Origin of the sequence: Pseudomonas sp. Xaverov 259 (assembly GCF_019352915.1) — a bacterium.
Classification (GTDB): domain Bacteria; phylum Pseudomonadota; class Gammaproteobacteria; order Pseudomonadales; family Pseudomonadaceae; genus Aquipseudomonas.
This window is the reverse complement of record NZ_JAAAFV010000042.1, coordinates 228,039-246,409: the sequence shown is the minus strand read 5'-3', so window position 1 is coordinate 246,409 and position 18,371 is coordinate 228,039. Positions and strand designations below refer to the sequence as shown.

The following is an 18,371-nucleotide window of genomic DNA, read 5'->3' as shown; positions in this document are numbered from 1 at the left end:
CGCAGGCAAGCCAGCTCCCACACTTGAATGTGTTCACAAAACACAATGTGGGAGCTGGCTTGCCTGCGATGGCTCATTCAAGGGCAACAAAAAACCCGCGCCTGTCACCAGAGCGCGGGTTTCTCTTACGGCCTCAAGCGATCAACGCTCGAGCAAGATCCGCAGCATGCGACGCAGCGGCTCAGCCGCGCCCCACAGCAGTTGGTCGCCCACTGTGAATGCACCGAGGAACTGGCTGCCCATGTTCAGCTTGCGCAGACGGCCCACCGGTACATTGAGGGTGCCGGTGACCTTGGTCGGGCTCAGCTCCTGCATGCTGATATCGCGGTTGTTCGGCACCAGCTTGACCCATGGGTTGTGCTGGCTGATCAGCCCTTCGATATCGGCGATCGGCACGTCTTTGTTCAGCTTGATGGTCAGCGCCTGGCTATGGCAGCGCATGGCGCCGATGCGCACGCAGATGCCGTCGACCGGGATAGGGTTCTTGAAGCGACCCAAAATCTTGTTGGTCTCAGCCTGGGCCTTCCACTCTTCGCGGCTCTGGCCGTTCGGCAGTTCCTTGTCGATCCACGGGATCAGGCTGCCGGCCAATGGCACACCGAAGTTTTCGGTCGGGTAAGCGTCGCTGCGCATGGCTTCGGCCACACGGCGGTCGATGTCGAGGATCGCACTGGCAGGGTCGGCCAGTTGATCGGCGACAGCGGCGTGGGTCGCGCCCATCTGCTTGATCAGTTCGCGCATGTTCTGCGCGCCGGCGCCGGACGCCGCCTGATAAGTCATGGCGCTCATCCACTCAACCAGGCCGGCTTCGAACAAGCCGCCCAGGCCCATCAGCATCAGGCTGACGGTGCAGTTGCCGCCGACGTAGTTCTTGGTGCCGGCATCCAACTGCTGGTCGATGACCTTGCGGTTCACCGGGTCGAGGATGATCACCGCGTCGTCCTGCATGCGCAGGCTCGAGGCGGCGTCGATCCAGTAGCCCTGCCAGCCGGCTTCGCGCAGCTTGGGGAAGACTTCGCTGGTGTAGTCGCCACCCTGGCAGGTCAGGATCACGTCGAGGGTTTTCAGCTCTTCAATGCTGTAGGCGTCCTTGAGCGGGGCGATATCCTTGCCCACGGACGGCCCTTGGCCACCTACGTTCGAAGTGGTGAAAAACACCGGCTCAATAAGATCGAAATCCTGCTCTTCCAGCATCCGCTGCATGAGCACGGAACCGACCATACCGCGCCAACCGATCAGACCTACACGTTTCATCGCAACTACACCTTGTTAAAAAGTGGGCCGCCTTGCAGCAACAACTGCAAGCGGGCCCGAGAGATTACAGATTCCGCAGCGCGGCGACTACTGCGTCGCCCATTTCTTGCGTGCCGATTTTGCTGCAACCCTGTGACCAAATGTCACCGGTGCGCAAACCTTGATCCAGCACCAGGCTGACCGCCTTCTCGATGGCATCCGCCGCTTCGCTCAGGTTAAAGCTGTAACGCAGCATCATCGAGACCGACAAAATGGTCGCCAGCGGGTTGGCAATGCCTTGCCCGGCGATGTCCGGCGCCGAACCGTGGCACGGCTCGTACATGCCTTTGTTATTGGTGTCCAGGGACGCCGACGGCAGCATGCCGATGGAGCCGGTGAGCATCGAGGCCTGGTCCGACAGGATGTCGCCGAACAGGTTGTCAGTAACGATCACGTCAAACTGCTTGGGCGCACGCACCAGCTGCATGGCGGCATTGTCGACGTACATGTGGCTCAGCTCGACATCCGGGTAGTCCTTGGCCACTTCCTCGACGATTTCGCGCCACAGTTGGCTGGAGGCCAGTACGTTGGCTTTATCTACCGAGCAGACCTTTTTGCCGCGCACGCGGGCCATGTCGAAACCGACACGGGCGATACGGCGGATTTCGCTCTCGCTGTACGGCAGGGTGTCGTAGGCCTGGCGCTCGCCATTTTCCAACTCACGCACGCCGCGTGGCGAGCCGAAATAGATACCGCCGGTCAGTTCACGCACGATCAGGATGTCCAGGCCCGCCACCACTTCCGGCTTGAGGCTCGACGCGTCAGCCAGTTGCGGGTAGAGGATGGCCGGGCGCAGGTTGCCGAACAGGCCCAGTTGCGCGCGGATTTTCAGCAGGCCGCGTTCCGGGCGGATGTCACGCTCGATCTTGTCCCATTTCGGGCCACCCACGGCGCCGAGCAGCACGGCATCGGCCGCACGGGCGCGGTCCAGGGTTTCGTCGGCCAGCGGCACGCCGTGCTTGTCGATGGCCGCGCCGCCGATCACGTCGTGGCTCAGCTCAAAGCCCAGGTTGTACTTGCTGTTGGCGAGTTCCAGGACCTTGACCGCTTCGGCCATGATTTCCGGACCAATGCCGTCGCCAGGGAGAATTAGAATCTGCTTGCTCATGCGTTCCTCATTTCATCAAGCGACCCGCCCGTGGGCAGGTCGGGAAAAATCAATCAGCGTTCAGCGAAAACCACCAGCACGTCGGTGCTGAAGGTGCCGTCGGCTTGAATCTCGTAGTAATCGCGCACTTCCTGGCCCATCGCCTGCTGCAGCGCAAGGATCGCGGCGCGCAATACCTCTGGCGTGCGCATGCGCTCGACCCACGAGGTGTATTCCAGGCGCAGGCGCTGACGGCTGCTGGTGCGCACATGCAAGCCGGATTCGCTGAGCTGTTGCATCCATTCGGCGGCGCAGTAATCGCGCACGTGGCTGGTGTCGCGCAGCACTTCAACGGTTTGCAGGTAAGTGTCCAACAGCGGGCTGCCCGGTGACAAGACATCGACGAAGGCTGCCACGCCACCCGGCTTGAGCACACGGCGCACTTCACGCAGGGCCAGGCCGAGGTCGCTCCAGTGGTGGGCCGAGTAGCGGCTGAACACGAAGTCGAACTCGCCGTCGGCGAATGGCAGGCGTTCGGCAGCGCCGTGTACGGTGCGGATGTTGGCCAGGTTGCGGTCTTTGGCGGCAGACGCAACCACGTCGAGCATTTGTTGGGACAAGTCGTAGGCCACTACTTCGTTGACCAGCGGCGCCACATGGAAGCTGACATGACCGGCACCGCAGCCCAAATCCAGCAGTCGTGCAGCGCCTTGCCCGGCCAGTTCGGCCTGGAGCAGCGCGAATTCGGTGCCTTGGGCGTGCACGGCACTGCTCAGGTAGGCTGAGGCTTGCTCGCCGAATTGTTTTTGGACGACTTGGGTGTGGGCGGTGTTGGTCATGGTGGCTTTCCTTGGGTTTTGGGGTGTTGGTACGGGCGCTATCGCAGGCAAGCCAGCTCCCACAGTGGAGTGCATTCCAAGGTGGGAGTCGGGCTTGCCCGCGATGGGGCCGGCACGGTTACCGCAAATCAGGCATCGCGAAACAACCAGGGCTGGCTCGCCCGGTGTTTGGCTTCAAACGCGGCAATCGCATCGCCGTCCTGCAAAGTCAGGCCGATATCGTCCAGCCCATTGATCAGGCAGTGTTTGCGGAACGCGTCCACCTCGAAGTGATACACCTTGCCGTCCGGGCGGGTCACGGTTTGCGCGGCCAGGTCAACGGTCAGTTGGTAGCCCACATCGGCTTCCACCTGCTTGAACAACTCATCCACTTCGGTATCGCTCAAGATGATCGGCAGCAAGCCGTTCTTGAAGCTGTTGTTGAAGAAGATGTCGGCGTAGCTCGGCGCGATGATGCTGCGAAAGCCATATTCTTCCAACGCCCACGGTGCATGTTCACGGCTGGAGCCGCAGCCGAAGTTTTCCCGCGCCAGCAGCACGCTGGCGCCTTGATAGCGCTCGGCGTTGAGCACGAAGTCTTTGTTCAGCGGGCGCTTGGAGTTGTCCTGGTAGGCGTAGCCCACGTCCAGGTAGCGCCACTCGTCGAACAGGTTAGGGCCGAAACCGGTGCGCTTGATCGACTTCAAAAACTGCTTGGGGATGATCTGGTCGGTGTCGACGTTGGCGCGATCCAAAGGGGCGACAAGGCCGGTGTGTTGGGTAAAAGCTCTCATCGGGTATTCCTCAGATCAATTCGCGAACGTCGATGAAACGACCGTTGACGGCAGCCGCAGCGGCCATGGCCGGGCTGACCAGGTGAGTACGGCCACCGGCGCCCTGACGCCCTTCGAAGTTACGGTTGGAAGTGGACGCGCAATGCTCGCCCGACTCCAAACGGTCCGGGTTCATCGCCAGGCACATCGAGCAGCCCGGCTCACGCCATTCAAAACCGGCTTCGAGGAAAATCTTGTCCAGGCCTTCGGCTTCAGCCTGGGCTTTGACCAGGCCTGAACCCGGCACCACGATGGCTTGCTTGATGGTCGAGGCGACTTTACGGCCCTTGGCAATCACCGCCGCAGCGCGCAGGTCTTCGATCCGCGAGTTGGTGCAGGAGCCGATAAACACGCGGTCCAACTGGATGTCGGTGATCGCCTGGTTGGCTTTCAAACCCATGTACTTCAGGGCGCGCTCGATGGAGCCACGCTTGACCAAGTCAGCTTCTTTAGCCGGGTCCGGCACGTTCTGGTCAACCGCCAGGACCATTTCCGGCGAGGTGCCCCAACTGACTTGCGGCTTGATCTGGGCAGCGTCGAGTTCGACCACGGTGTCGAACACCGCGTCGGCGTCGGACACCAGGTCTTTCCAGGCTTCCACCGCGGCATCCCAATCGGCGCCCGCCGGTGCAAATGGGCGACCTTTGACGTATTCAACGGTTTTTTCATCCGCCGCCACCATGCCCACGCGGGCACCGGCTTCGATGGACATGTTGCAGATGGTCATGCGGCCTTCGATGGACAAGTCGCGAATCGCGCTGCCGGCGAACTCGATGGCGTGGCCGTTACCGCCGGCGGTGCCAATCTTGCCGATCACGGCCAGCACGATGTCTTTGGCGGTCACGCCGAAAGGCAAGGTGCCTTCGACTTTGACCAACATATTCTTCATCTTTTTAGCGACCAGGCACTGGGTGGCGAACACATGTTCCACCTCCGAGGTGCCGATGCCATGGGCCAAGGCGCCGAATGCACCGTGGGTGGAGGTGTGGGAGTCACCACAGACCACGGTCATGCCCGGCAAGGTGGCACCCTGCTCCGGGCCGATCACGTGGACGATGCCTTGACGCACGTCATTCATCTTGAATTCGGTGATGCCATATTCGTCGCAGTAGTCGTCGAGGGTCTGCACCTGCAAACGGGACACAGTGTCGACGATGGCGTCGATCCCGCCTTTACGCTCTGGGGTGGTCGGTACGTTGTGGTCCGGGGTGGCGATGATCGAGTCGACGCGCCAAGGCTTGCGCCCGGCCAGTCGCAGGCCTTCGAACGCTTGCGGCGAGGTCACTTCATGGATGATGTGACGGTCGATATAGATCAGCGACGAGCCATCGTCGCGCCGTTTCACTTCATGGGAATCCCAAAGCTTGTCGTAAAGCGTTTTGCCGGCCATCTGTCGGTCCTCATCACAGGTACATCTATACGCCGGGCTTTTCAATAACCCTTTGGCTTGTGAGGCTGATGGTATGGCGCTACATTAAATAACTCAAATTCATATTTTTTATGCTTTGGATTACCAACTGGAATACCACCATGGACCTGGCCAACCTCAACGCCTTTATCGCCATCGCCGAGACCGGCAGCTTCTCCGGCGCCGGTGAACGCCTGCACCTGACCCAGCCGGCCATCAGCAAACGTATCGCCGGGCTGGAGCAACAATTAAAGGTGCGGCTGTTCGATCGCCTGGGCCGCGAAGTCGGCCTGACCGAAGCCGGGCGTGCCCTGCTGCCACGCGCTTATCAGATTCTGAATGTGCTGGACGATACGCGTCGGGCGCTGACCAATCTGACCGGCGAAGTCAGCGGTCGGCTCACATTGGCCACCAGCCATCACATCGGGCTGCACCGCCTGCCGCCGATTCTGCGCACCTTCACGCGGCAATATCCCAATGTGGCACTGGATATTCAGTTCCTTGATTCGGAAGTGGCCTACGAAGAAATCCTGCATGGCCGCGCCGAAGTGGCGGTCATCACCCTGGCGCCCGACCCGCATAACCTGGTGCGTGCCACGCCGGTATGGGATGACCCGCTGGATTTTGTGGTGGCGCCGGAACACAGCTTGACCGGCAACGGCATCGTCAACCTGGTCGACATTGCCAAACACCCGGCGGTCTTTCCCGGCGGCAACACCTTTACCCACCATATCGTCAGCCGGCTGTTCGAGGCCCAAGGCCTCACGCCCAACATTGCGATGAGCACCAACTACCTGGAAACCATCAAGATGATGGTCTCCATCGGCCTGGCCTGGAGCGTGTTACCGCGCACCATGCTCGATGATCAAGTGGCAAGTATCGCTTTGCCGGGCATACAGCTCAGTCGCCAGCTAGGCTATATCGTGCACACCGAAAGGACGCTGTCGAACGCTGCGCGGGCTTTCATGAGCCTATTGGATGCACAGGTCGATCTGCCAGGGATACCGGCATGAAGCTGTGCGGCCCATAGAGTCTGAATAAACCCGCGCCGAACGCCCATTGAGCCAAGGCCCTTTGATAATGCGCAACCCCGTCGATTCCGTACCGCCCCTGCCGCGCATTTACGCCTTGGACCCTCAAGAGGCGGAACAAAGCTGGGAAAGTGCTCCGCAATTGCTGGCCGCCCTCAATGCTGCCCGCCTTGGCGCGTGGTGCTGGGAAATCGACACCGGCAGGATCAGTTGGTCGCGCGGCACCCAGGCGCTGTTCGGCTACGACCCTCGGCAACCCTTGCCCAAAGACCTGGACTACCTCGACCTGCTGGCGCCCCAGGACCGCGCCCGGGTGGTGCGCGCGTTTCATGCGGTGCTGGCCGGCGAGCCGTTCGAGCAGGCCATGCACCACCACATTCAATGGCCGGATGGCAGCCATCACTGGCTGGAAATCAACGGCAGCCTGGCGCCGGACAAAACCGGCCGGCGCCGCATGATCGGCGTGATCCGCGAGACCACTCGCCAGCGCGAGCGCGAACATGCCCTCATGCACTCCGAAAAACGCTTCGCCACGCTGTTTCACCTGTGCCCCAACATGGTGTTGCTCACCCGCCAATCTGACGGCCGCATCAGCGAAGCCAACCAGTACTTCGAGATTCACTTTGGCTGGCCCGTCGCCGAGGCCATTGGCCGCACCACCCTGGAACTGGGCCTGTGGCGCCACCCCGAGCAACGCGCGCTGCTGGTCAAGGCCACTCAGCGCAAGGGCGAGCCGATCACCATGGACGTGCAGTTCTGCGCCAGCAACGGCCAGATCCACGATGGCACGCTCAGTGCGCAAAAGGTCGAGCTTGAAGGCGAGGCTTACCTGATCAGCACCTTTCTTGACACCACCGACCGCAAGAACGCCGAACAGGCCCTCAAGGACAGCCAGGAGCGCCTCGACCTGGCCCTGGATTCAGCGCAACTGGGCACTTGGGACTGGCACATCCCCACCGGCATGCTCTACGGCTCGGCCCGCGCCGCGCAGTTGCACGGCCTGCCGCCCGAACCTTTCCACGAAGCCTTCGATGCGTTTTTTGAAGGCATGTCCGATGCCGACCGCGAGGGCATGCGCAACGCCTACCGCAGCTTGCGCGAAGGCCCGGACGGCAACTACCAGTTGACCTACCGGGTGGAAATGGAAGATGGCAGCCCGCGCTACCTGGAAAGCCGTGCGCGCCTGTATCGCGATGACGCCGGCAAGCCGCTGCGTATGGCCGGCACCTTGCTCGATATCACCGACCAGGTCGAACGCGAACAACGCCTGACCGCCTCCGAAGAAAAATTCGCCAGCCTGTTCCAGGCCAGCCCCGACCCGATCTGCGTGACGTGCCTGGACAGCGGCGTGTTTATCGAGATCAACCCGGCCTTTACCCAGACGTTTGGCTGGACCGCCGCTGAAGTGATCGGCAACAGCGCCGAGCAGATCGGCCTGTGGGACGATTCGAGCCAGCGCCTGCAACGCATTGAACAGGTGATTCGCGAACAGTCGTTGAGCAATGTGGCCCTGGTGGTGCATCACCAGAACGGCCACAGCCTGACCTGCGTGATTTCCAGCCGGTTGATCAAGGTCGGCGATCAGCCGTGCATCGTCACCACACTGCGCGATATCACCCAGCAACAACGTTCGGAAGCCGCGCTCAAGGCCAGTGAAGAGAAGTTCGCCAAGGCTTTTCACTCCAGCCCCGACGCGATTTCGATCACCGAACGCGACACCGGCCGTTATGTCGAGGTCAACGACGGCTTCTGCCGCCTGACCGGCTACCGCGCCGAAGAGGCCATCGGCCTGACGCTCTACCAGATCGGCATCTGGGCCGATGAGAACCAGCGCGCGGCGTTGTTGGCCGAACTGCAGATCAAGGGCCGTATTCATCACCTGGAAATGCTCTGGCACAACAAGCGCGGTGAAGTGTTGGCGGTGGAGGTGTCGGTGGAGCCGATCACCCTGAATGAAACCCCATGCCTGCTGCTGACCGCACGGGATGTGAGCCTGTTGAAAAACGCCCAGGCGCAGATTCGCCACCTGGCCTATCACGACCCACTGACCAACCTGCCTAATCGTGCGCTGCTGATGGACCGTCTCAGCCAGCAGATCGCCCTGCTCAAACGCCATAACCTGCGCGGCGCGTTACTGTTCCTCGACCTTGATCACTTCAAGCACATCAATGATTCCCTCGGCCACCCGGTGGGTGACACCGTGCTGAAAATCGTCACTGCGCGGCTGGAAGCCAGCGTGCGCCTGGAAGACACCGTGGCGCGCCTGGGCGGTGATGAATTCGTGGTGTTGCTCAGTGGCCTGGACGGCACACGTGCAGAGGTCAGCGGCCAAGTGCAAGTATTGGCCGACACGTTGCGCGAACTGCTGTCGGAACCGATGTTCCTGGATGGCCACCGTCTGCAGGTCACACCGAGCATCGGCGTGGCGCTTATACCCGATCATGGCTCCACACCAGCCGACCTGCTCAAGCGCGCCGACATTGCGCTGTATCGCGCCAAGGACTCGGGGCGTAACACCACGCAGATGTTCCACAACAGCATGCAGAAAACCGCCAGTGAGCGTCTGCGCATGGAGACAGACCTGCGCCTGGCACTGTCACGCGGGGAGTTCAGCGTGCATTACCAACCCCAAGTGGATGCACGCGGCAACAAAATTGTCGGCGCCGAGGCCCTGGTGCGCTGGCAACACCCGCAATTGGGCGCGCAGTCCCCCTCCGAATTTATCAAGGTATTGGAAGACAGCGGCCTGATCCTGGAGGTCGGCACCTGGATTCTCGATGAAGCCTGCGGCGCCTTTGCGCAGCTGATTGCCGAAGGCCTGGTAGACCCGCTGGATTTCAGCCTGTGCGTGAATATCAGCCCCCGGCAGTTTCGCCAGAACGACTTCGTAGAGCGGGTAGAACGCAGCCTCAAACAGCATCACCTGCCCTGTAGCCTGTTGAAGCTGGAAATCACCGAAGGCATCGTCATCCAGAACCTGGACGACACCGTGGCGAAGATGCGCCGCCTGAAAAAACTCGGCGTGAGCTTTGCCATGGATGACTTCGGCACCGGCTATTCGTCGCTGACCTACCTCAAGCGCCTGCCGGTGGATGCGCTGAAGATCGACCAGTCCTTTGTGCGCGACGCCACCCATGACCCCAACGACGCGGAAATCATCCGCGCCATCGTGGCCATGGCGCGCAGCCTCAATTTGGACGTGATTGCCGAGGGTGTGGAAACGCCGGAACAACTGGCGTTCCTGCAAAAGCTGGGGTGCCATTTGTTCCAGGGGTATTTGCACAGTCGGCCGCTGCCGATTGAGGGGTTCAGGCAACTGATGGTGCAGAATCGCCGTGCGGTTTAAACCAGCTTTAATGCGTGCGCATCTTTCATCCACTCCGAACCGGCCAATTTCATTTTTGAGCCATAAAAATCGATAAGCCCATCAAAAACACCTACGGAGTGGTCATGATTGGCAAGGGTTCCCGGAACGCCACTGGCCAACTCTTGCGCGCTGCTATTGTAGGTAAAGGCAAACAACCCAAGGCGCCGAAGCGCTTCGCCAGGGGTTTCTTTATCATTGAGCGAGTCCATGGCCGCCGCAAAACTTTTGCCGGCCACAAAATCATGATTCTCCACTTGCGCCCGCTTGGCACTCACGGCGTACAAGAAAATCGCATCGTTCAAAAGGCCTGTATTCTCGCCGTGAAAATTTGAGCCTTTGCGCGCTTGTTTCAACTCATCATGGGTCAGGTGCACCGTGCATGAATCGCGCATGGTCACGGTATAGCCCTGGGCTGTCTCGGTGATGCGCGAGTAGATGCCTTGAGGGTTTTGACCATACTTCATCATGGCGGCCTTGATCGCCGAGACGGTGACACAATTGAGTTCAGAACCTTGATAGAACCCACCCCAGATATTCTCGGGTTTGGCCCCCACCGGCATGTCCGAGAGCGTCCAGCGCTGGCTGCCAGGGTTTGATGCCGGCGGATGCAACGTCTGCCTGTCGAGCCTATAGCCGTACTCCTTGACCACCGGCGTTTGTTGGCCGTAACGGTGTTTTATCCCATCCAGCACCAGCGCACCGGAAAAGTCATCCACCACGGCAACTGTGCCCTTCTCCTGCATTTTTTGCGGATCGATAATGCGCATGAACCCAATCATGCCCATCCCCTTCAAGATCCGATAGCTCGTGTCCCAGCGCAGCGTCTGCGATAACGCGGCCTCAAAACTTTGAAGGTCATCCGATGGCGTACTGATCATTTGCCTGCGCTTTATATACGCCGCCAACATAAAATTGGCGCTGCTCACCATGCTTTTATCCTGTCCGACAAAACGCGAGACCTGCGCTGTGCGCGTCAATTGCGCATTCGACAGGTGAACCTCAAACCCGTCTTTCATCGTAATGTCATAGCCATCCCCAGACGGCGTGACCCTCTCAAATACATCGGTTGGGCGTTGGCCAAACTCCATCATCATCATTTTGATCACGGCAGCGTGATGGCTGACGTCAAAATGTTCACCAAAACTGCGCTCAACGGCATCAAACCCACTCAAGATATCGGTGGGCTTAGCGCCGTTCTTTCGCTCAGGCAGATCAACTGGCGCAGTGACGCTCAAGGTTGGTTTAACTTCAGTCGCAGCCCTGACGGGAGGCTTGGGTGTGTACGCGGGCGTATCGACAGCAGCGTGCTGATCCTTGACCAGCACGTAAAGGTGAGTGCGATCAATCGGCCTTTGGCGGCCATAATCATGCGCCACGCCGTTGTACACCAGGCAAGCGCCAAACGTGTGGGTCTCCATGACCCCGATGCCGCCGTTGGCGTTCACGTGTTGCGCAGGGATCTGGCGCAACAGATCCGACATGCCCAACCCCTTGAGTAGATTAAATGGGGTCTCACCGCGCAAGCTGTCTGATAGCACCGTTTCAAAGCGCTGATGTGCCCCTGTGTGGGGACTGGACTGTTGTTTACGTTTTACAAACACAGACAATGCAAAGTTCGCATCACTGATCGCCGCCGTGTCATTGCCAACAAACTTTGAGTGGGCGGCTGTTTGCCGTAATTCAAGGTCAGAGACTTGCACTGTGTTGCCATCTCTAAGCGTGACCTCATACCCCTGCCCGGCACGCTTGACCTGCGCAAACAAGTCCGCAGGGCGTTGACCAAACGTGACCATCATCATTTTTATAACCGCAGCGTGAGCACTGGCATCGTAGTCCTCACCAAAGCGTCTTTGTGGGGCATTGAATGCGTTGGCAACATCCAGCAATTTCACGCCTGCTGAGTGTGCGACCGAACCTGTAAAAGGCTGGGAATGTGCGCGTGTTGAAAGCGTAGAGAGGTTTAGCTTGGCAATATCCACACAGATGACTCCTGCAGTCAGTCAATCAATACACTTTAAAAAGAGGGATTAAAATAATGCGTTGCGATAACTTGAAAGTTACCGCCAACGCTGATCCTTTATTGCCCGATCATTGGGCGCCGAGCGAGGCCAGGCGTTGACAGCAGGGCGTGTGCTTGAGTGCCACAGCCTCCCCTTGTCGAGGCACAGCCCCTGGCCGCCCCCAGGCCTCTTCAAGGCCATTGATGACCGCCACCGAGTGATCCCGCCGATTACTCACGCCCAGGCGACCTTCGGCAAGCTCACGCACGCTGACTTTTTTCATGTAGTGAATTAGCCCCAACCGCAGGAAGCCCTCGCCAGGTCTTTCCTCATCCTCGCCATCATTCAAACTTTCGACACCCGCTTCAAAGCTCTCACCCGCCGTTGTGTCGTTGTTCTCCTCGTGTGCACGCTTGGCACTGACGGCAAACAAAAAGTGCGCATCCTTGAGCATGCCCTTATCGGCGCCGATGAACTGCGAAGCGCGCGTGGCGACTGCCAACTCTCGGTCGGTCAATATGAGCGTGTAATTGTCGCGCATCGTTACCCGATAACCACCGTCCAGCCGCCTGACTTCGCGGTAGATGTCTGTCGGGCTTTGACCGAATTTGTGCATGGCAGCCTTGATCGTCGCTACCGTGGCACAGTTACCGCCTGGCCCCTGACGGAATCCACTCCAAATATTCAAAGGCTTTGCGCCATTACGCTTATTGGACAGGCCCGGGATATACCCTCTATGCCCTCCCGCAGACGCGTTAGGCGCCACGGGCTCCGAGACCACTGGCGCCGCCGACACGGCCCGCCTCACCACCTGGGGATTCACTTGGGGTTGCGAGGGCACATCGGGAATGACCTTAGCCTTCTGCTGCGAGGGACCACTGGCCAACCTCGCCAAGAATGCGGCAACCCTGTCCACCAGGCTGTCAGCCCTTTGGTGCCCAGGCCTAACACCGAGCACCGCCACCGAGCTCGACCGCGAATCGGCATGTCTTGGCGCGTAAAAGGACGCGCGCTCATTGGGAACGTCATGCAAATCCATGCCTGGCAGCTGACGCACACTTGGGTAAGCAATGTTATCAATTCGGTAATACACCATGGCTTGCTCCAGGTTTTCTAACGTTTCCCCGAACCCTGGAGCCGGGGAAACGCGACGTTACAGGCGAAGTTAGAACACCCTGCCGGGTGTCAGTTACTCAGCCAGGAGCGGTTGGAAAAGCCTTGGTTCCAGCGATCATTCTCATTTTCAGCAGGGCCTGGGCTGGTTACGCCGAGCTTGGTCCGGGTGCTTACCTGCGAGGTCGTTTCGCGCGAGCCAGAGGTATCAGACTCAGCTACTTCATCACGGTGGGTGTGCACAGTAAGGTCATCGGAAGCGTGCTCAGCGTCCTTGCCATCAGTCTTGGCTGACTCGACATGGCGCTCCTTACCCTCAATAACGTGCTCAGCGCCCTTGCCATCAGTCTTGGCTGACTCGACATGGCGCTCCTTACCCTCAATAACGTGCTTAGCGTCCTTGCCATCCGTCTTGGCTGACTCGACATGGCGCTCCTTACCCTCAATAACGCGCTTAGCGTCCTGGCTATCAGTCTTGGCTGACTCGACATGACTCTCCTTACCCTCAATAACGTGCTTAGCGTCCTGGCTATCAGTCTTGGCTGACTCGACATTACTCTCCTTACCCTCAATAACGTGTTCACCGTCCTTGGCCCCCGTGATGAGCGACCTTACATGCCCCTCCACGCTCTCAGTAGGTACTTGCCTTTCAGGCGGCAAAGGCACGTGAGTCCTGGACGTCACACCGGCGATGACACGCGAGTCCTTGTCGGCTTCAATCGACGTGTCAGGGCAGTGGCAGTGGTTGACATTAACCTCCACTTTGATATGTGGGTTTGATTCACTTGTCACATTAATGCCGGGCTCACGTGCCTGAGGTAAAACACTTAGCCTGGGTGCATGCGGTTCTGTTTGATGCGAATCCTCACTCGACTTCTTCTTCAGTTGATTCGCGACATCCGATATAACCTTGGACAACACACCGACTGGCAGCCTTTCTTTGGTTTGAGCGCCTGCAACGGGTACTTCTTTTGGCTGCGAGCCTTCTTCCGACATGCTTTCCACCTGAGTTTCTACAGGCCCAGTGTTCTCAAGCAACTGGCCTGTTTGCAATGTCGCTTTGGATTGAGTGCCTGCAGCGGCTGCGTCCTTTTGCTGCGAGCGTTCCTCCAGCTTGCTTTTCAATTGAACCTCGGAAGAGGAGCCCTTCACCTGTGGTTGAGTGTGCGCAGTCGCGACGATCTGAACGCCTGGGTCCTGCTTGACGAGGACCGCGCTATCGGTGTGAGGCAATCGATTAGGGATTTCAGCTTTGCCCGAAAACATCTCACGCATGGCACTGATAAGTTGATCAAACATATCAAACAGCTTCGTGAACACGCCGGCATTATTCAACCCGTCGCGCTGCAGCGTTGCGGAAAATTCAGTTTTGGGGGTGGATGGAGTATGCCCGAAACCAGCCCCGGACATGCTAAGCGTCGTGCCGACATCGGGACCTTTTGACGGTGTCGAGTCAAGGGGCAACGCATCATTTTTGAACAAGGGCGAGTTATTGATCGAAAAAGACATTAACAATTTCCTAATTAAGCGCAGCCTTGGCAATTAAACACCCAGAACAGCGACAGTTGTTTTAAGTGCTGCAAGCAACCGCGTTGCTTCACAGTCCACACTTTTGTGGAGCACGAGATTATTGAGTTCCAGAAATCGAGCTTCATATAAGGAAACCAAATCAATCTTTGGGACTTTTCCCCGTTGTTACTCACGAAAAACCGAGGCATCGCTCGCCCCTGCTCGCATGACCACAGACACACGAGTTTATAAACTGCCAAGCTGCAATTAATCGACATAGTTAACAGACCAACAAAACAACAACGCATGATATTCCGCACTCAGCGAAACACCTTTCGCAACACCTGGTGCTCGGTAAAAAAAGCAACTAACTTTTCAGAATGATTCTGTAGTAACTTCTGAACGCCGGTAGACAGCGCCTGTTACTTTCCAATATTCAAAAAAGCCTCAAACGACAAAAAAACGCCATCTCTCAAGCTTGGTGAGCCTCCCCGGCAATACCTTTAAATGCAAAAATGCTCCGTATCTTTCAATACGGAGCATTTTTGCAACAAAGGCGGCTGTGATCACGTCACGACGCTGGGTCGGGATGCTTCATACCCAACATGCGGCTGACCTGCTCCAGCCCGGTTTCACGGCGCAGCGCGGTGAACAACTCGACCGCCTCGGGATAATTGCGCGTGAGCATCGCCAGCCACTGCTTCAAACGGCCAGGTGCCTGCTTTTCGGTGAGTTGCGCCACCGATTGGCGCCAGAACTCATGGAGCATGGGCTGCAGCTGCGCCCAGGTCATTTCCACCACGTCTTCACCCGCCTTCGCCGCTACGATCTGCCGCGCCAGGTCTGGGCGGGCCACCAGGCCACGGCCGAGCATGATGTCTTCGGCGCCGCTGACTTCGCGGCAACGCTTCCAGTCTTCGACGCTCCAGATATCGCCATTGGCAAACACTGGCACCTTGACCACGTCCTGCACCCGCGGGATCCACTCCCAATGGGCCGGCGGTTTGTAGCCATCGGTCTTGGTACGGGCATGCACCACGATGTGCGCCGCGCCGCCTTCAGCCAGGGCCGTGGCACACACCAACGCGCCGTCAGGGCTGTCGAAGCCCAGGCGCATTTTCGCAGTGACCGGGATATGCGCCGGCACGGCGCGACGCACGTGCTCGACGATCTGGTTAAGCAGCTCCGGCTCCTTGAGCAATACCGCACCGCCACGGGATTTGTTGACGGTCTTGGCCGGGCAGCCGAAGTTCAGGTCGATCACCTCGGAACCCAGTTCGCACGCCAGCGCTGCGTTTTCCGCCAGGCACACCGGGTCCGAGCCCAGCAACTGCACGCGCAACGGCACGCCCGCTGCGGTGTGGGCACCGTGCAGCAGTTCGGGGGCGAGCTTGTGGAAATAGGCCGGGGTGAGCAGGCGGTCGTTGACGCGAATAAACTCGGTCACGCACCAATCAATACCGCCCACGCGGGTCAACACGTCCCGCAGGATGTTGTCGACCAACCCCTCCATGGGCGCCAAAGCAATTTGCATGGGAAACACTCGAGAAAAATCGTGGCGCAGTTTACTGGGTTTCCAGCTGGAACCGTTAACCCCCGGTCAGTGCCGGGCCATAACCATCGAGAAACTCGGCAGGCATGCGCTTGGGCTTGCCGCTGGACAGCTCGATGCAGACAAAGGTCGTTTGCGCACGCAGCAGGGTCACGCCATCACTGGGGCGAACCAATTGAAAACGCCGGGTCATCTTCAGGCGTTGGTCCCAATCGACGATCCACGTAGCCAGTTGCAACTCGTCACCTTCATAGCCCGCTGCGAGGTAGTCGATCTCATGACGCACCACAGCCATGGCGCGGTCCAGCCGCCGATACTCAGTGAGGTCCAGCCCCAGGCGCTGGGAGTGGCGCCACGCACAACGCTCCAGCCAGGACACGTACACCGCATTATTGGCGTGCCCAAGACCGTCGATATCTTCAGCGGCGACCTGCAGGTCGATGATAAACGGCGCTGCCAGATCCCAGCCCATGCCTTGCTCCAGTCGATGAAAGTCACCGACCAGTGTATCAGGCGGTTTGCCGCTCCTGTAAACGACGGCCGGCCAACAGGGCCAGCACAGCCTCGATCACCCGTGGATCAGCCAGCACCCGCTGGTGGCCGCCCTGCTCCAGGCGCAGCAGACGGCTGTCGAACCAAGCCTCATGGATGGCTTGCGCGGCTTTGACCGGGACAAAGGTGTCGTCTTCAGCGTGTACGATCAACCCCGGAAGGTTCATCTGGTAGTGGGCCACATCCAGGTGCTTGAGCGGCATGCCGAAGGTCAGTTCGACCTCCTGAATAAACGCCGAGCGCGCACGCGGCGGCAAGCCGACCATGTGGGTAAAACCGCGCAGCACATCCAGGAAGCGCGAGGGCGCGGCAATACTCACCAGCGCCTCGGTACGCAGCCCCAGTTGCACCGCCAGCATCGCACTGGCGCCGCCCATGGAATGCCCGACCACCGCGTGCAGCGGCGGCAATTCAGCGGCGGCTTCGAGCATGGCGCGCGCAAACAGCAACACATGCGCCTCACGCCCCGGCGAGCGACCATGGGCAGGCCCATCCAGGGCAATCACCGAATAACCGTTAGCCACCAGCGCAGTGATCAGGCTGGCGAACTGCGTAGGGCGCCCTTCCCAACCGTGCATCAGCAATACCGCAGGCCCTTGGCCCCAGCGCAACGCCGACAAGCCGAAACGCAAGGTGATGCGCTCCGATTGCGCCAGTAGCGGCAGCTCCCAATCACGTGGCGGCAGGGTGCGCGGCGTCATGAAGGTACGGCGCAATTTGCTGGCCACTGTGTGCGGCGCCAAACGGCCAACGGTGCCATGGAAACCACGAATCCAGGTGAATGCGCCCATCATGCGACTCCTTCTTAACGCACCGCCGATTTAGCGGCACGCAACACGCGGTCGGACAACTCACCCGGGCCAAGCGCACGGGCCAGCGCCAGACCGCCGATCATCAAGGCCATGTCGGCCAAAGCCTTGTCGGTGTCTTCGGGGCTTGCTGCCAATTGGGCGGCCATCAACTCGGTGTGCTCGTTGAGCGCCAGGCGAAACTCATCCGGCAGGCGGCTCATCTCGCCCACAGTGGCCGGGATCGGGCAAGCGTGATCGGTGGAGTCGCGGTGCTTGCGCGACAGGTAAAACGCCGCCACCAGGCTTCTGCGTTCCTCCCCCGTCAGTTGCGCGTCCATGTCGTCGATCGACGCACGACGCCGAGCCAGCAACTGGGTGAAGGCCTCCAGCATCAGCGCGTCTTTGCTTTCAAAGTGTGCGTAGAAACCGCCGACCGTCAGCCCGGCGGCGCCCATGACTTCGCCGACACTGGGCTCCGCCGGGCCGCGCTGAATCAGCGCCGCGCTGGCAGCCTGCAAAATGCGTTCGCGGGTTTGCGCTTTTTTATCGCTCATCAAAGCCTCCGTTTCTCATGGGTTAAATATTATTACCATAATAATATTTAGCAAGCGACAGGCATGACCGCTGGTCAGGACAGAATAAAGGGTATTGAGGAGAAGATTGGCCAAACGCCAGACAAACAAAAGGGCCATTCAATAATTGAATGACCCTTAAAAATCCCGCAGAGCGGGTAATCGTGGCGTCCCCTAGGGGACTCGAACCCCTGTTACCGCCGTGAAAGGGCGGTGTCCTAGGCCACTAGACGAAGGGGACAAAACCTTCTGTACAACCGATCAGAGCTGAGTTCTGATCAATTCAAGGACGGTGTGGCCAGACCTTGAACCTGTAAATTGGTGGAGCTAAACGGGATCGAACCGTTGACCTCTTGCATGCCATGCAAGCGCTCTCCCAGCTGAGCTATAGCCCCGGATTTTTCGTCTCGCGACGCAGCAGACCTTTCGAGCTGCTTGTTGAAAC

Annotated in this window: 14 protein-coding genes and 2 tRNA genes; 2 read left to right on the top strand and 14 right to left on the bottom strand. The window is 59.3% G+C overall.

Annotated features, from left to right (window positions below; all coding sequences use genetic code 11):
• Positions 1-141: 141 nt before the first annotated feature.
• From asd to leuC, 5 genes are all read right to left on the bottom strand, one after another.
• Positions 142-1,254 carry an aspartate-semialdehyde dehydrogenase gene (asd, locus tag K0H48_RS19445; RefSeq protein WP_005789767.1) on the bottom strand — a complete coding sequence of 371 codons (1,113 nt, stop codon included), beginning with the start codon at positions 1,252-1,254 and terminating at the stop codon, positions 142-144.
• Between the two features lie 64 nt (positions 1,255-1,318).
• A complete protein-coding gene (gene leuB / locus K0H48_RS19440; protein ID WP_056861237.1) occupies positions 1,319-2,401 on the bottom strand; it encodes a 3-isopropylmalate dehydrogenase in 1,083 nt (360 codons plus the stop codon).
• 53 nt (positions 2,402-2,454) lie between these two features.
• On the bottom strand, positions 2,455-3,219 hold the full coding sequence (locus K0H48_RS19435) for a class I SAM-dependent methyltransferase (protein ID WP_219268745.1): 765 nt from the start codon (positions 3,217-3,219) through the stop codon (positions 2,455-2,457).
• Between the two features lie 128 nt (positions 3,220-3,347).
• Positions 3,348-3,992 carry a 3-isopropylmalate dehydratase small subunit gene (gene leuD, locus K0H48_RS19430; RefSeq protein WP_219268744.1) on the bottom strand — a complete coding sequence of 215 codons (645 nt, stop codon included), beginning with the start codon at positions 3,990-3,992 and terminating at the stop codon, positions 3,348-3,350.
• 10 nt (positions 3,993-4,002) lie between these two features.
• Positions 4,003-5,421, bottom strand: a complete 1,419-nt coding sequence (gene leuC, locus K0H48_RS19425; protein ID WP_219268743.1) for a 3-isopropylmalate dehydratase large subunit — start codon at positions 5,419-5,421, stop codon at positions 4,003-4,005.
• Between the two features lie 140 nt (positions 5,422-5,561).
• On the opposite strand from leuC, the gene K0H48_RS19420 reads away from it, so the two are divergent.
• Both K0H48_RS19420 and K0H48_RS19415 read left to right on the top strand, forming a co-directional pair.
• A complete protein-coding gene (locus K0H48_RS19420; RefSeq protein ID WP_200432917.1) occupies positions 5,562-6,452 on the top strand; it encodes a LysR family transcriptional regulator in 891 nt (296 codons plus the stop codon).
• 67 nt (positions 6,453-6,519) lie between these two features.
• A complete protein-coding gene (locus K0H48_RS19415) occupies positions 6,520-9,816 on the top strand; it encodes an EAL domain-containing protein (RefSeq protein WP_219268742.1) in 3,297 nt (1,098 codons plus the stop codon).
• Here the strand turns inward: K0H48_RS19415 and K0H48_RS19410 are convergent.
• The 9 genes from K0H48_RS19410 to K0H48_RS19370 all read right to left on the bottom strand — a co-directional run bounded on the left by K0H48_RS19410 (position 9,813) and on the right by K0H48_RS19370 (position 18,321).
• Entirely contained in the window at positions 9,813-11,816 is a 2,004-nt protein-coding gene (locus tag K0H48_RS19410; RefSeq protein WP_219268741.1) for a hypothetical protein, read from the bottom strand. The two genes, K0H48_RS19415 and K0H48_RS19410, sit on opposite strands and share 4 nt — an antisense overlap.
• 109 nt (positions 11,817-11,925) lie before the next feature.
• Positions 11,926-12,525: a hypothetical protein gene (locus tag K0H48_RS19405; protein WP_307877380.1), complete on the bottom strand. Its 600-nt coding sequence runs from the start codon at positions 12,523-12,525 to the stop codon at positions 11,926-11,928.
• 497 nt (positions 12,526-13,022) lie between these two features.
• Positions 13,023-14,459, bottom strand: a complete 1,437-nt coding sequence (locus tag K0H48_RS19400) for a hypothetical protein (protein WP_219268740.1) — start codon at positions 14,457-14,459, stop codon at positions 13,023-13,025.
• A gap of 571 nt (positions 14,460-15,030) precedes the next feature.
• Entirely contained in the window at positions 15,031-15,993 is a 963-nt protein-coding gene (locus tag K0H48_RS19395) for a tRNA-dihydrouridine synthase (RefSeq protein ID WP_219268739.1), read from the bottom strand.
• A gap of 55 nt (positions 15,994-16,048) precedes the next feature.
• Entirely contained in the window at positions 16,049-16,483 is a 435-nt protein-coding gene (locus tag K0H48_RS19390) for a thioesterase family protein (RefSeq protein WP_219268738.1), read from the bottom strand.
• 37 nt (positions 16,484-16,520) lie between these two features.
• On the bottom strand, positions 16,521-17,354 hold the full coding sequence (locus K0H48_RS19385) for an alpha/beta hydrolase (protein ID WP_219268737.1): 834 nt from the start codon (positions 17,352-17,354) through the stop codon (positions 16,521-16,523).
• A gap of 14 nt (positions 17,355-17,368) precedes the next feature.
• Complete coding sequence (locus tag K0H48_RS19380; protein ID WP_017138728.1) at positions 17,369-17,908, bottom strand: TetR/AcrR family transcriptional regulator; 540 nt, start codon at positions 17,906-17,908, stop codon at positions 17,369-17,371.
• A 183-nt stretch (positions 17,909-18,091) separates the two neighbouring features.
• Positions 18,092-18,167, bottom strand: a tRNA-Glu gene (locus K0H48_RS19375).
• A 78-nt stretch (positions 18,168-18,245) separates the two neighbouring features.
• Positions 18,246-18,321 (bottom strand) — tRNA-Ala (locus K0H48_RS19370).
• Positions 18,322-18,371 lie beyond the last annotated feature (50 nt).